The organism is Lentzea sokolovensis (genome assembly GCF_033949975.1).
Taxonomy (GTDB): Bacteria; Actinomycetota; Actinomycetes; order Mycobacteriales; family Pseudonocardiaceae; genus Lentzea; species Lentzea sokolovensis.
Genome location: NZ_JAXAVU010000011.1, coordinates 109,923 through 123,515 on the forward strand (window position 1 = coordinate 109,923; position 13,593 = coordinate 123,515).

Here is a 13,593-nt window from a genome sequence, read left to right on the forward strand (position 1 = left end):
ACTGCCGCGTCGCGGAACGACGCGTCATGCGTGAAGCCCCCAGCCTCAGATGAAATTGCCCCAGTTGCGCGTGTCCCCCGACATCCACGCATCAGTCAAACGGGCAGAAGCATCGCTTCTGGATCAAAAGGAGACAAGGGGCCAAGCGGCCAAGGTTGCGTTGGTGTAGCTGAAGTCACACCGCGTGTTCGTCCGGTTGCGGGATCGGTGTGGCGCCGGTGCACACGAAGGTGCCCCAGGCCGGGGGAGATGGCCTGGGGCACCTGGGAGGGGCTGGATCAGACGTCGTAGCGGTCCGCGTTCATGACCTTGTTCCACGCGACGACGAAGTCCTGGACGAACTTCGCGGAGGCGTCGTCACTCGCGTAGACCTCGGCGATGGCGCGCAGCTCGGAGTTCGAGCCGAACACCAGGTCGTTGCGGGTGCCGGTCCAGCGGACGGCGCCGGTGGAGCGGTCGCGGCCCTCGAAGTTCTCCTGGTCCTCGGTGACCGACTTCCACTCCGTCTCCATGTCGAGGAGGTTCACGAAGAAGTCGTTGGTCAGCGTCTCCGGCTTGGCCGTGAGCACGCCCGCGGTCGAACCGCCGTGGTTGGCGCCCAGCACGCGCAGGCCGCCGACCAGCACGGTCAGCTCCGGGGCGGAGAGGCCGAGCAGGTTCGCCTTGTCGACGAGGAGGTACTCCGACGGCAGGGGGTGGCCCTTGCCGCGGTAGTTGCGGAAGCCGTCGATCGTGGGCTCCAGGACGGCGAACGACTCGGCGTCGGTCTGCTCCTGGGTGGCGTCGGCGCGGCCCGCGAGGAACGGCACCTCGACGTCGTGGCCCGCGGCCTTGGCGGCCTGCTCGATCGCCGCGGCACCGCCGAGGACGATCAGGTCGGCCAGCGAGACCTTCTTGCCGCCCGACTGGGCTGCGTTGAACGCCTCCTGCACGCCTTCCAGCGTGCGCAGGACCTGCGCGAGCTGGTCGGGCTCGTTGACCTCCCAGCCGCGCTGCGGCTCGAGGCGGATGCGCGCGCCGTTGGCGCCGCCGCGCTTGTCGCTCTGGCGGAACGACGAGGCCGAGGCCCACGCGGTCTTGACGAGCTGCGAGACCGACAGGCCGGACTCGAGGATCTTCGCCTTCAGCGATGCCACGTCGTCGGCGGAGATGACCTCGTGGTCGACGACCGGCAGGCGGTCCTGCCAGATCAGCTCCTCCTGCGGCACCTGCGCGCCGAGGTAGCGCTGGATCGGGCCCATGTCGCGGTGGGTCAGCTTGAACCACGCACGGGAGAAGGCCGCGGCGAACGCCTCGTGGCTCTCCGCGAACTTGCGCGAGATCGGCTCGTAGATCGGGTCGAAGCGCAGCGCGAGGTCCGTCGTCAGCATGTGCGGCGTGCGGTTGAGGGTGCCGTCCTCGGGGTCCGGCACCGTGTTGGCGCCCGCTCCGTCCTTCGGCTTCCACTGGTGCGCGCCGGCGGGCGACTTGGTGAGCTCCCACTCGAACTCGAAGAGGTTCTTGAAGAACAGGTTCGTCCACTTGGTGGGCTGCTGCGTCCAGGTCACCTCCAGGCCGGAGGTGATGGCGTCACGACCCTTGCCGCTGCCGTGCGTGCTGATCCAGCCGAAGCCCTGCGCGTCGATCGTGGCACCCTCGGGCTCCGCGCCGACGAGCTCGGGGTCACCCGCGCCGTGCGCCTTGCCGAAGGTGTGGCCACCGGCGATGAGCGCGACGGTCTCCTCGTCGTTCATGCCCATGCGGCCGAACGTCTCGCGGATGTCGCGGGCGGAGGCCAGCGGGTCCGGGTTGCCGTTGGGGCCCTCGGGGTTGACGTAGATCAGACCCATCTGGACGGCCGCGAGCGGCGACTCCAGGTCGCGGTCACCGCTGTAGCGGGCGTCGCCGCCGAGCCACGTGGTCTCCGGGCCCCAGTAGACGTCCTCGTCCGGCTCCCACACGTCCGCGCGGCCGCCGGCGAAGCCGAAGGTCTCGAAGCCCATGGTCTCCAGCGCGCGGTTGCCCGTGAAGATCATGAGGTCGGCCCAGGAGACCTTCTTGCCCCACTTCTTCTTCACCGGCCACAGCAGACGGCGCGCCTTGTCCAGGTTGCCGTTGTCCGGCCAGCTGTTCAGCGGCGCGAAGCGCTGCATGCCCGCGCCGGCGCCACCGCGGCCGTCGTGGGTGCGGTAGGTGCCCGCGCTGTGCCACGCCATGCGGATCATGAACGGGCCGTAGTGCCCGAAGTCCGCGGGCCACCAGTCCTTCGACTCGGTCAGCACGGCGTCGACGTCGCGCGCCAGCTCGTCGAGGTCGACGGTCAGGAACTCCTGGCCGTAGTCGAGCTCACCGCCGAACGGGTCCGCCTGGACCGGGTGCTTGCGCAGGATCCGCAGGTTGAGCTGGTTGGGCCACCAGTCTCGGTTGCTGCCGCCCTCGCTGGGATGGCTGATGCGACCGTGTGCGACCGGGCAGCCGCCGGCCTCCTCCTCGTTCAGGTCTGCCAGCTTGGCGTCAGTGCTGTCGGACACGGGAATCCTTCCGGGTGTTCAGGAACTTTTCGCGGCGGTCGTGCATTCGGGGCACGAGCCCCAGTAGATGACCTCGGCCTCGTCGATGACGAACCCGTGGTCGTCGGATGCGTCCAGGCACGGTGCGTGGCCGACTGCGCAGTCGACGTCGGCGATGGCACCGCAGGATCTGCACACGACGTGGTGGTGGTTGTCCCCGACGCGGGCCTCGTAGCGGGCGACCGAACCCTGGGGCTCGATCTTGCGCAACAGGCCGGCACCGGTCAGCGCGCGGAGTACGTCGTACACGGCCTGATGGGAGACCGCGCCGAGGTTCTGACGCACGACACCGATGATCGAGTCCGTGTCGGCGTGCGGGTGGGAGTGCACCGCGGACAGCACGGCTATCCGCGGAGCCGTCACCCGGAGCGACGCTCCACGCAACAGACGCTCGAAATCGGAAGCCGTGGGCACGAACGTCACCCTGCCGTCTTTTCTGGAATGAGTCAAGTTAATGAACGATGCAGTTCACCCGAACGCGGTCACCGCCGCACGGCCACCACGGCGTCGGCCAGTCGCCGCACGCCCTCGGCGAGCACGTGCTCAGGTGCGCCGCCGTAGGTCAAACGAAGAAAACTGCCCGGCGGTTCAGCGGCGAACCACGGCCGGCCCGGGAACACCACGACATCGCGCGCCGCGGCGGCCGTCGTCAGCTCCAGGTCGTCCACGCCGTCCGGCAACGTCGCCCACAGGTGCAGGCCACCGGACGACTTGGCGAGCTCGAACTCCGGCAGGTGTTCGCGGATCGCGTGCGTCAGAGCGTCACGCCTGGACCTCAAGGACTGCTGGAGCGTGCGCAGGTGCCGCCGCCAGACCGGGGACGTCACGAAGTCGATCGCCGCCTCCTGCAACGGCCCCGCGACGTAGAGGTCCTGCCGGGACCGGGTGTTCTTCAGCCGGGTGCCCGCCGGGCCGCGGGCGCCGATCGCGGCGACGCGCAGTCCGGGCGCGGCGACCTTGGTGAGCGAGCGGACGTAGACGACGTGACCGTCGGTGTCCTGCGAGACCAGCGTCGGAGGCGCGGTGCCGTCGATGGTGAAGCCGCGTGCCCAGTCGTCCTCGACGAGGAACGCGCCCATGCGGCGGACGATTCGCATGACCTCGGCCCGGCGTTCTTCGGACAGCACGGCGCCGTGCGGGTTCGCGTGCAACGGCTGGCAGTAGAAGACCTTCGCGCCCGTGCGTTCGAACGCGGCCTGGAGCAGGTCCGGCCGCACGCCGTCCTGATCCGCCGGGACCGGTACGACCTTGAGCCCGGCGTCGCGCGCCGCCGCGATCGCGCCGAGATAGGTGGGCGACTCGACCAGTACGGCGTCACCACGGTCACCGAGCCCGCGGAACACCGTCGCGAGCGCCTCCTGGGCGCCCGCGCACACCGTGATGTCGCCGGCCCTGAGCTCACCGCCGGCCTCCTTCGCGAACCACGCGCGCAGCTCTTCCTTGCCCTCGACGGGAACGCGCCCCCACGAGGCCGGGCGCCGCGCCGCGCGACTCAGCGCGGCACCGAGCGCGTCGGTGGGCTGCAGCTCAGGATCGAGATAGCCGCTGGTCAGCGGGATGGCCTCGGGTTTCGGCACCGCGACGAGGTTCGCCACCAGGTCCTCGCCCGGCCTGCCCTCGCCGAGCGCCACGGCCTGCCACGACAGGTCACGGCTGGTCGCGGTCGTGCGCGCGGCGACGTAACTGCCGCGGCCGGGCCGCACCTCGACCAGTCCCTCGGCGGCGACGCGCTGGATCGCCTGCTGGACAGTCGCGGGCGAGGCCCGGTGCCGCGCCATGAGGTCGCGCACCGAAGGCATGCGGTCGCCGGCCCGGCCGGACCGTGCCGCTGCTCTCAGCTCCTCGATAACGCGTACGGCTGCGTTATCCTCATTCATGAGAGCCAAGAGTAACGTTATCCTGCCGGCGGGGGTAACACTGGGCGCGCTCGGCGTCCTGGGTTTCAGCTACTCCCTGCCCGCGACCCGCCTGGCAGTGGCCGGACTGGACCCGTGGTTCGTCGCGTTCGGCCGCGCCCTCGTCGCAGGGGTCCTGGCTATCGCCTACCTGGCGTTATCACGAGCGCCGCGCCCGACGGCATCGCAGATCCGCCGCCTGGTCGTCGTCGCGGTGGGCATCGTGATCGGCTTCCCGCTCTTCACGTCGTTGGCCCTCACCACCCAGACCTCGGCCCACGGCGCCGTCGTGATCGCCGTGCTGCCCATGTCCACGGCGATCTGGGCCGTCCTGCGCGCCTCCGAACGCCCGCCCATCGCGTTCTGGCTCGCCAGCGGCGCCGGCCTGCTCGCGGTGCTGGCGTTCGTGGCCACCGGCGGCGGCTTCTCCGGTTCGCTGAGCCTGGCCGACGTCTACCTGCTCGTCGCCGTTGTGTTGTGCGGCCTGGGCTATGCCGAGGGAGGCGCGCTCTCCCGGGAACTGGGCGGCGCCAGGACGGTCTGCTGGGCGCTGGTCGTCTCGCTGCCCGTCACGATCCCGGTTTCCTTGTACACAGCGGACTTCTCGCGCGCTGACGGCGTCGTGTGGCTCAGTTTCGCTTACGTGGCGCTGATCTCGATGTTCCTGGGCTTCTTCGCCTGGTACGCGGGCCTGGCCGCGGGCGGCGTGGCCAAGATCGGCCAGATCCAGCTGGCCCAACCGGTTCTGACGCTCATGTGGTCCGCGCTCGTCCTCAGCGAACCGGTCGGCTGGCAGGCCCTCGCCACCGCGGCCGTCGTGCTCGTCTGCGTCGTGCTGACCCAGCGCAGCCGCGTGCCCAGCGGCCCGAAACTGTCAGACCCTCCTGTCATCCTCGACCCATGCCCATCGAAGTCGCGAGCAAGCGACGCAAGCTGAAGCGCCCGGACGCGGTGGTCATCGACGTGACCTCCCGCGGCCCTGACCCGTGGGTGCGCTTCAGCCCGTTCTACCCGCACGGCTCGATACCGGTGCCGCTGTCTCCAGGCGTGACGAGCGAGTCCGTCGAAGGCCTTTGGCAGGCGCTGAAGGTCTTCGAGAGCACTGACGTCGATCCGTCGAAGCTCGCGGTGACGTCGATGAAGGGCCTGAAGCGCACGGTCCGCCGCTTCGGTCAGGTCCGGGGCCACCGCGCGGGTCTGGCCGGCGAGCGCCTGCTCGACTACCGCACGGCCCGGCAGGAGATCTACTTACCGGCCTACCACTGGGTTCTGGAGCACCGGCTGCAGGCGGAAGTCGTGCGGCTGCACGAGTTGGCCGAGTCCGCGGACGTCGTCCTGCTCGACTACACGACCAACGGCGACGTCGAGGACCTCAGCACGCCGCTGTCGCACGCCGCCCTGATCGCCGACCACCTGAGGAGGCTCACCGCTCACGCGTCCTGAAAGCCGGATTTATACTTTCCGCTCTTCGGCTTTGGGGGTCGGCAGTGGCGACAACGAGCAAGCAGCTCTTCAAGATCTTGGACGGGCTCGCCGAGGTGCAGCGCTCGTCCGGGCAGCAGTACGACTCGTTCCGCGTGCGGGGCAAGTTGTTCGGCTACTACTGGCCGCGCACGCAGACGGTCGGGCTGAAGCAGACGCTGTCCGAGCAGCTGGCGCTGGTGGCGGAACGGCCAGAGGTGTTCGAGGTGCAGTTCACGGCCGGTGGTTTCGGCTGGGTCGTGGTGTACCTCGAAGGCATCCAGGCGGACGAGATGAAGGAACTGGTCTTCGAGGCGTGGCGGTTGTCGGCGCCGGAGGAGCTCGTCGCCCAGGTGCCGGATCTCGCGCTGTGACCAGGGTCAAGTTCGAGCTGCCCGCTGACGATCTCGGGCGTGCGACGGCCTTCTACCGCGATGTGTTCGGGTGGTCGGCGCAGCAGTTGCCGTTCGACTACGTGCTCGTCGACACCGAGGGGGAGCCCGTCGACGTCGGCGACGCCGACGGCGGGATCTCGCCGCGGACCGAGTTCGTGCAGGGTCCCGTGCTGATCATCGACGTGCCCAGCGTCGACGAGGTGGCACGGAAGGTCGAGGAAGCCGGCGGTGTGGTGCTCAACGCCAAGGAGCGCGTCGGCGACTTCGGGTTGTCGCAGTACGTCAAGGACAGCGAGGGCAGCGTGCTGTGCCTGTGGGAGTCGATTCAGGACTGACGGCGCAGGGCCAGTGCCGAGCCGTCCGCGAACGTCAGTCTGACGATCGGCCGCGCGGGCAGACTTGCTCCCGTGCAAGGGGTTTCCAACGACCGCACGGCGCTGCTGGGGATCTCGGCGAACGTGGTGAACACGCTGGAAGGCTTGGCCTCGAACAGACGCGTCGGGTAGACGACGGCCACGCGCTGGTCGCTCACGGCGAGTCGGGCGTTGCCGCGGCTGAAGGCGAAGTGGTCCGCCAGCGACACGGCGAGGCAGGAGGCCGCAGGCGCGTCGACCCAGTAGCCGAGCGTCGGGTCGTCGGTCCAGTCCTGCGGTGACGGGGGAGCGGGCAACGGCCACCGCTGCCCGTCCAGCTCCAGCGCGGGCATCGGACTCGACGCGACTAGAGGCAGCCGCACCTCGCCGCCGACGACGCCGCCCACGTGACCGACGATCGGCGGCAGGCCGAGCACCAGGCGTTCGCCTGGGCGCAGCCAGAACTTCGTCAGCTCCGAGACGACCACTTCGTCGTCCGCGACAGCAGGGTTCTCCAGCAGGAACTCGAAGCCCGAGCCGTCCACGAATGTCACGCGGTCGTGCGAGACAGAGGCGATCTGTGCACGCGGAAACTCGCACACGATCCGGTAGTCCGGCACCGCGACGGGCTCGCCCTCCACGTGCTCGCCGTACTTCCTGCGGTTGTCGGCGAGGATCTTGCCGACCTCGCGGCCGAACCCGATCGCCTTGCCCAGGAACGACTTCTCCGGAGCGACGACAGGCTCAACGTGTCGCTCGGCGACCACCAGCCGAGTGGACGTCAACGCCCACAACCGATCCACGCGCTTGCCGGGCTCGAATCGCGCCATCGCCGAAGCGGCCAGGGAACCGGCCGAAGGCCCGAACACCAGGTGATCGGCGGCGGGAGCCTTGTCGTCGCCCGAGTCGCCACCGCCGCCCAGCGCCGTCAGCGCGAAGTCGCCCACCCCGCGCCCCACGGCGGAAGCACCGCGGGCGAACAGCGAACGGCCCGGTGCGCCGAGCTGGTCGAGGCCGTCGACGGCGTAGTAGAAGGTCCGCCGGTACATCGCCCACACCAGCGCCTCGCCCGCCCGGCAGACCTGCTGCCGGGCGACGTGGCCGGGGCCCAGGGGCTCCGCGAAGATCACTCGTACTCGAATCCTCGGTTCATGGCGTCAGCGCGGTCCTCGTCGGAGGACGGGTCCTGACCCTTGTCGTAGCCGTACTTGATGCCCTGCTCGACGGCGAGGCCGGGAGCATTCTCCATGATCCCGTTGGTGATGGCGGTCGGCACGTGGGTCGTGCCGCTCAGGCCCGCCGTGCGCAGGCCCGCCTCGGTGAGGTTCGTCGTCAGCGAGTCCGCACCGGCACCGTCGACGCCGAACCGACCGGCGAAGCGGTTGCCGGTCTTGGACGCCATCGTCGCCGGGTCGGCCTTGGTGACGATCTTGGCCAGCGGGTTCGCGTCGATCTTGCGCATGACCCACTTCTCGGCCATGTTGCCCTCGCGCAGGCCCTCTGCCTTCTCGACGAGCTTGCGCAGCGGTCCCTTGCGCAGCGCCTGCAGCAGGTCCTCCAGCTTGTCGATCAACGGCTTGAGCTTGCCGAGCAGCTGCTTGACCTTCAGGCCCAGGCGCGCCATCGTGCCGCCGACCTGCGCGGTGGTGGCGACGCCCGCCGCGGCCATCGAGGCACCGGCGGTGATCCACGAGGCGGCCAGCGCGGCCAGCCATTCGATGATCAGGCCCATGACCAGCTCTTGCAGGATGTCGATGCAGATCTCGACGAACGCGTCGAACAGGTCGGCGGCGAGCTCCAGCATCTGCTGCAGGCCGCGGATCTCGTTCGAGAACGCCTCCGCTCCCGCGCCGAACTCGTCCATCTGCTTGCGGAACTTGTCGCCCGCCTGCCCCGTCCACGGTTCCGACGTCGCGGCGGCACGGGACTTCTCGTGCTCGCCGGTCTGCTTCACCCAGTCCGCGACCTTGCCCCAGCCGGTGCCGGTGCTGCGCATCTGCTCGGGGTCGCCGATCGCGGGTTCGAGCACGAGCTCGACGATCGGGCTGATCACGATGCCGATCAGGAACCCGAGGCCGTTGTCGATGAACGACTGGCCGGGGCTCATCACGAACCGCAGCTGCTCCATGCGCGCGTTGACCGCCGCGATGGCCACGTCCGGCGGGCTGCCGGCACGGGAGATGTCGCCGCTCGTGCTCATCCACGAGCTGCCGTAGCCCGCGTTCTGCTCGAAGTCGCTCTTGCGGTTGCCGTCGCCCGCGCTGTTCAGATCTGCCAGCGAACCAGGGCCTCCGCTGCTGAACTTCTGCAGTCCCTGGTGGATCGCGTCCTCGACATCGCGGTACGTCTGCGCCGTCTGGTCGGTGCGCTCGGCCACGCCCTCCAGGAAACCCTTGGCCTTGTTGGCCATCTCCTGGCATTCCCGCAGACCCTCGAAGTACTTGAACGCCATGAGCTCGCCGAGCGGACCGAAGCAGTCGTCGCTCACGCGTGCCTGGTCGAGCAGGGTCGCCAGCTGTCCGAAGTGGCCGGCGGCCTCCCGCGAACCCTGGCCGTGCGCCGTCAGCGCACCGCCCTGCACCTGGAATCCCGTCATGCCCCCATCACCTCAGGATCGAGTTGCCGCCGAAGTCGTCATCGTCTGAGACCGGCCTCGGCCTCGGACGGTTCCCGGCAGGCGGTGCGGGCGGCATCACGTTCTGCGTCATGTTCTGCGGCACGTTCGGCGCCGCATGAGGTGCGGGAGCCTCCGGCATCATCACGGCCGAGTGCGCGCTGAACGCGTCCTTGAACCGCTCCGCCTGATCACCCAGCACCGGCGTCACGGTGTCCTGCAACGCCTGCGCGGCCTGCTGCGTCGCCGCCCTGATGGTGGCGAGGATCTCCTGCTGCAGCTGCGTGTGGCTGTACTTCATCGCATTAGGACTGAGCTGCAACCCCAGCACCGCCCCCGACGGCGCGACGGTCACGGTGACGGAGCCGTCGCCGCTGCGAGCCTGGCCGCGCAGTTCCGCGATCTTGTCCTTGAGCTGGCCCGCTCTGGCTGCCTGCTCCTGGAACGCGCGGATCTTCTGCTCGATCTGTGCCCTTCTGTCCGGCACGGCGACCCCTTCCCCAGTGTCTGAACAGGTCGCTCACCACGGTAGCAACGCGGTCTGACACCTCACTGACGCTTCAGCGGAAGAGGATTCGGGTGATCTCCGTGTCGGTGGCGCGGCCCTCGTCGTAGGCGCCCTCGCCCTTGAGGTTGTTCATGATCGCGAGCGTGTACCGGGCGTCCTGACCGACGAACCCGACGGAGTTCATCACCCAGCCGCCCTCTTCCTCCGACCAGCCGTTCTTCGCACCGGAGTCCGGTCCCCAGACGCCCCACTGCTGCACGGCGCCGACCTGGCGCATCTGCCCGACGATGTACTCGCGGTCGTCCGCGGGGACGGTGTCGAGGATGTAGTTCATCAGGCGGTCGAGGTCGTTCGCGGTGCACTTCTCGAAGCCCCAGTAGGGGAATGTGGCCGTATATCCCTTTTGTGGCACCAAATCGGTCATTCCGTACTTGCCGAACGCCGCGTTGAACGTCGTGCCGTTGTACTTCTTCCACAACGAGTCCGCCGCGTCGTCGTCGGACGTGTGCAGCATCGCGTTCATCAGCTTGCGGTCGTCGCTGCTCAGCTTGATCTTGCCGGCGCGGTGGCGCTCCAGCAGGTTCACGACCATCGCGAGCTTGATCGTCGACGCGGTCCACGTCATGTCGTCCGCGTGGTCGTTGCGCCAGGTCGCCCCGTTCTTGCGGTCGCGCAGCACGAAACCCACGGTTCCCGGCCTGGTCTCGGCGTAGTCCTGGGCGGCCTTGAGGCGCTTCTGGAAGTCGCACTCGAACCCGCTGTCGGGCAGCGGGCAGACCTCGGGCGTCGCGACGAGCGGCGCTGCCGCGGGGGTGTGGGACGGCGGTTGCGTGCGTGCGGCGGCGGGAGGTTCCGCCGTCACTGCGTGGCCACATGCCGTGAGGGCAAGCGCGCACGCAACAAGGATCGGACGGAGCATGCGCCGCACGCTAATGGCTCCGATCGGAGGTAGTCGACCGCCATACGGACGCGTTGATCACGAAAAGGTTAAGTCAAAGATGTTTGACACTGTGTCTGCTTCGCTTTACCTTGGTGATGTCAGGTTTCTTTGACATCAGGAGCGGGACCATGGCGTTCGAGGAGAAGCGGGCCTGGGCCTTGGCGGTCATCGCCGTGGTTGGTTACGCCGTGTATGTCGTGCTTGTCCTGACTGGTGCGGAAGGGCGTCCGCTGGTCGAGGCTCCCTACATCGGGGCCATGTTGTGGACGATCTCACTCGGAATCGTCGCCGGCATCGTGTCGGGCATCTGGTTCGGCATCGCCGCGCGGGGCGACGGGTTGCAGGCCGACGAACGGGACCGCGAGATCGGCCGGATCGGCGACGGCATCGGTCAGTCGTTCGTCGTCATCGGCGGTGTGTCCGCGATGGCGCTCGCGATGCTCGAGGCGCCGTACTTCTGGATCGCCAACGTGCTCTACCTGTGCTTCGTGCTGTCCGCGGTGCTGGGCTCGTTGGCGAAGCTCGCGTTCTACCGGCGAGGACTGGCGTGAAGCCGACGAAGGTCACGAACTCCATCCGCGCTCTGCGGTTCGCGCACGGCGAGATGAAGCAGGCCGATCTCGCCACGGCCATCGGCGTGACGCGGCAGACGCTGATCGCCATCGAGCAGGGCAAGTACTCGCCCTCGCTGGAAGTGGCCTTCAAGATCGCGCGTGTGTTCAAGGTGTCGCTCGAAGAAGTGTTCCAGTACCCGGAGGAGGAAGAGCTGTGAAGGCTGTCGTACAACGAAGATACGGATCGGCGGTGTTCGGTGACCTCGATGTGCCTGTGCCTGGGAAGGGCGAGGTTCTGCTGGAGGTGCGGGCGGCGGGCGTCGACATGGGCGTCTGGCACCTGCTCACCGGCAAGCCGTACCTGGTGCGGTTCCTCGGTTTCGGGTTCCGCGGGCCGAAGTCCCCGGTACCGGGCAGGGACGTCTCCGGTGTGGTGAAGGAGATCGGGCCCGGCGTCAGCGAGTTCAGGGTCGGCGACGAGGTGTTCGGCACGTGCGAGGGGTCGTTCGCCGAGTACGCCGTCGCGCCGGTCTCACGGCTGGCGCGCAAACCGGAGGGGATCTCCTTCACGGAGGCCGCCGCGCTGCCGATCTCGGGTGGGACGGCGCTGCAGGGGCTGCGCGGAGTCCAGCCGGGGCAACGGGTCCTGGTGCTCGGCGCCGGTGGTGGCGTCGGTTCGCACGGGGTCCAGATCGCGAAAGCCCTTGGCGCACATGTGACAGCTGTGTGCAGCACGCGCAAGGTCGAGCTGGCCAGGTCGCTGGGTGCCGACGAGGTCTTCGACTACACGGTCGCGGACTTCACCGGCACGTACGACCTGATCCTGGACTGCGGTGGTGCCAGGCCGTTGTCGAGGCTGCGCGGGGCGACCAGCGAACACGGCAGGATCGTGCTGGTCGGCGCGGAGACAGGAGGAGCGATCACGGGTGGGTTCCACAAGTCGCTCGGCGCGTTGTTCCTGAACCCGTTCTCGTCCAGGAAGTTCGTCCCGTTGATGTCGAAGGAACTCAGCGTCGTCTACGACGAGCTGCGCGTCATGGTCGAGGCGGGCACGCTGAAAGCCGCGGTGGGCAAGGTCTTCCCGCTGTCCGAAGCACTCGACGCGGTGGACCACGTCTACTCGCGACGGTCGGTCGGCAAGACGGTCGTAGCGATCTGACCGCCCACCACCACGGTCGTCACGTGGTGCAACGCCGTGATGTCCCGCATGGGATCTCCTTGCACGGCGATGATGTCAGCATCCCAGCCAGGCTTCAGCGCGCCCTTGCTGACGTTCAGCGCCTTCGCCGCCTGGCTGGTCGCGCTGGCGAGCACGACCGCGTTCGGGATGCCGGCCTCGATCATCTGGCCGAGGGCGTGGGCGGTGATCCCGTGCGGCTTGCCCGCCCCGATCCCGCCATCGGTGCCGGACACCGCCCGGACACCGCGGTCGTGCATGCGGCCCACGATGTTCAGCTTCGCCGGAATGCTCATCCCGGCACGCTCGAACGCCTCCAGGACGTGTGGCGGCGGATCCTGCGTGTTGCCCAGGGTGTGGCAGACGGCGATGTCCGCCTCGGCCAGCGCGTCCATCAGCTCCACCGGCATCCGCATACCTCGATCGGTGAGGCACGTGCAGTGCTCGATGCCGTCCACGCCCGCGGCCACGGCCCGTTGGATCGCGGCGAGGCTGTGCGCGTGGGCGGTCACCGGCAGGCCGTGGGAGTGCGCTTCCTCCACGACCACGCGGAGTTCGTGTTCGGTGAACTGACAGTCGTCGACGGCGGTACCGGGCGTCGCGAACCCGCCGCTGGCCATGATCTTGACGACGTCGGCCCGCCGTTCGGCCCGTTCACGCACGGCGCGGCGGAGCGCGTCGTCGCCGCTGGTCTCACCGCCCATCGACCAGCAGTGGCCGCGGGGACAGGTGAGCGGAGGGCCGGAGGCGAGAACGCGCTGACGGTGCTGGGACCGCTGGTCGAGCACCGACCACCGCCGGTCACCGAGATCGCGGACGGTGGTCACCCCGGCCCGCAGCTGGCGGTCGAGGCTGTCCCTGATGACCGCGTCCAGGTGTTCCGCGGTGAACTCGGGCAGCCGGTCCAGCGCGCCGTTCTCGCTGTCCGCGCCCAGGTGCACGTGGGTGTCGATCAGTCCGGGCAGGACGGTGGCGGTGCCGAGATCGACGACCTCGGCACCGGCGACGTCCGGATGCCCCTGCTCGACGGCTTTGATCGTCCCGTTCTCGGTGATGACCGTGACGGGTCCGGCGATCGACCGCTCACCGTCGAAAGCACGCCCTGCCCGCAGCGCCAGCATCGGCACATTCTGAGCGCCACATGCTG

The 13,593-nt window shown here is 68.8% G+C and carries 15 protein-coding genes; 7 read left to right on the forward strand and 8 right to left on the reverse strand.

What is annotated here, in order from left to right; translation table 11 throughout:
• Positions 1-278 precede the first annotated feature (278 nt).
• The 3 genes from katG to SK854_RS27330 all read right to left on the reverse strand — a co-directional run bounded on the left by katG (position 279) and on the right by SK854_RS27330 (position 4,426).
• The gene (gene katG / locus SK854_RS27320) at positions 279-2,510 is read right to left on the reverse strand and encodes a catalase/peroxidase HPI (RefSeq protein ID WP_319977974.1); all 2,232 of its coding nucleotides are present in this window, start codon (positions 2,508-2,510) and stop codon (positions 279-281) included.
• An 18-nt stretch (positions 2,511-2,528) separates the two neighbouring features.
• Positions 2,529-2,963, reverse strand: a complete 435-nt coding sequence (locus SK854_RS27325) for a Fur family transcriptional regulator (protein ID WP_090068208.1) — start codon at positions 2,961-2,963, stop codon at positions 2,529-2,531.
• A gap of 68 nt (positions 2,964-3,031) precedes the next feature.
• Complete coding sequence (locus tag SK854_RS27330; RefSeq protein WP_319977975.1) at positions 3,032-4,426, reverse strand: aminotransferase-like domain-containing protein; 1,395 nt, start codon at positions 4,424-4,426, stop codon at positions 3,032-3,034.
• On the opposite strand from SK854_RS27330, the gene SK854_RS27335 reads away from it, so the two are divergent.
• The 4 genes from SK854_RS27335 to SK854_RS27350 are packed head-to-tail and all read left to right on the forward strand — an operon-like array spanning position 4,425 to position 6,635.
• Complete coding sequence (locus tag SK854_RS27335) at positions 4,425-5,381, forward strand: DMT family transporter (RefSeq protein WP_319977976.1); 957 nt, start codon at positions 4,425-4,427, stop codon at positions 5,379-5,381. The two genes, SK854_RS27330 and SK854_RS27335, sit on opposite strands and share 2 nt — an antisense overlap.
• Complete coding sequence (locus SK854_RS27340) at positions 5,345-5,887, forward strand: DUF6939 family protein (protein WP_319977977.1); 543 nt, start codon at positions 5,345-5,347, stop codon at positions 5,885-5,887. The genes SK854_RS27335 and SK854_RS27340 overlap by 37 nt, the downstream gene beginning before the upstream one ends.
• Positions 5,888-5,931: 44 nt before the next feature.
• A complete protein-coding gene (locus SK854_RS27345) occupies positions 5,932-6,279 on the forward strand; it encodes an MmcQ/YjbR family DNA-binding protein (protein WP_319977978.1) in 348 nt (115 codons plus the stop codon).
• Positions 6,276-6,635 carry a VOC family protein gene (locus tag SK854_RS27350; RefSeq protein WP_319977979.1) on the forward strand — a complete coding sequence of 120 codons (360 nt, stop codon included), beginning with the start codon at positions 6,276-6,278 and terminating at the stop codon, positions 6,633-6,635. Before SK854_RS27345 ends, SK854_RS27350 begins: the two co-directional genes overlap by 4 nt.
• Here the strand turns inward: SK854_RS27350 and SK854_RS27355 are convergent.
• The 4 genes from SK854_RS27355 to SK854_RS27370 form a co-directional block, all read right to left on the reverse strand.
• Positions 6,626-7,783, reverse strand: a complete 1,158-nt coding sequence (locus SK854_RS27355) for a hypothetical protein (RefSeq protein WP_319977980.1) — start codon at positions 7,781-7,783, stop codon at positions 6,626-6,628. The genes SK854_RS27350 and SK854_RS27355 overlap by 10 nt on opposite strands.
• A complete protein-coding gene (locus SK854_RS27360) occupies positions 7,780-9,249 on the reverse strand; it encodes a WXG100 family type VII secretion target (RefSeq protein WP_319977981.1) in 1,470 nt (489 codons plus the stop codon). The genes SK854_RS27355 and SK854_RS27360 overlap by 4 nt, the downstream gene beginning before the upstream one ends.
• Positions 9,250-9,256: 7 nt before the next feature.
• Positions 9,257-9,754, reverse strand: a complete 498-nt coding sequence (locus tag SK854_RS27365) for a YbaB/EbfC family nucleoid-associated protein (RefSeq protein WP_319977982.1) — start codon at positions 9,752-9,754, stop codon at positions 9,257-9,259.
• A 73-nt stretch (positions 9,755-9,827) separates the two neighbouring features.
• Positions 9,828-10,637: a serine hydrolase gene (locus SK854_RS27370; RefSeq protein ID WP_319977983.1), complete on the reverse strand. Its 810-nt coding sequence runs from the start codon at positions 10,635-10,637 to the stop codon at positions 9,828-9,830.
• 206 nt (positions 10,638-10,843) lie between these two features.
• Here SK854_RS27370 and SK854_RS27375 point away from each other — a divergent pair, with 206 nt between their 5' ends.
• Genes SK854_RS27375 through SK854_RS27385 form a run of 3 tightly spaced genes read left to right on the forward strand, consistent with a single transcriptional unit; the run spans position 10,844 to position 12,428 of the window.
• Positions 10,844-11,266, forward strand: coding sequence for a hypothetical protein (locus tag SK854_RS27375; protein ID WP_319977984.1), 423 nt, complete (start codon positions 10,844-10,846; stop codon positions 11,264-11,266).
• Between the two features lie 53 nt (positions 11,267-11,319).
• A complete protein-coding gene (locus SK854_RS27380; protein WP_319978196.1) occupies positions 11,320-11,487 on the forward strand; it encodes a helix-turn-helix transcriptional regulator in 168 nt (55 codons plus the stop codon).
• On the forward strand, positions 11,484-12,428 hold the full coding sequence (locus tag SK854_RS27385) for an NAD(P)-dependent alcohol dehydrogenase (RefSeq protein WP_319977985.1): 945 nt from the start codon (positions 11,484-11,486) through the stop codon (positions 12,426-12,428). The genes SK854_RS27380 and SK854_RS27385 overlap by 4 nt, the downstream gene beginning before the upstream one ends.
• On the opposite strand, the gene SK854_RS27390 is transcribed toward SK854_RS27385, so the two are convergent.
• Positions 12,386-13,567 carry an amidohydrolase family protein gene (locus SK854_RS27390; protein WP_319977986.1) on the reverse strand — a complete coding sequence of 394 codons (1,182 nt, stop codon included), beginning with the start codon at positions 13,565-13,567 and terminating at the stop codon, positions 12,386-12,388. The genes SK854_RS27385 and SK854_RS27390 overlap by 43 nt on opposite strands.
• Positions 13,568-13,593: the final 26 nt, after the last annotated feature.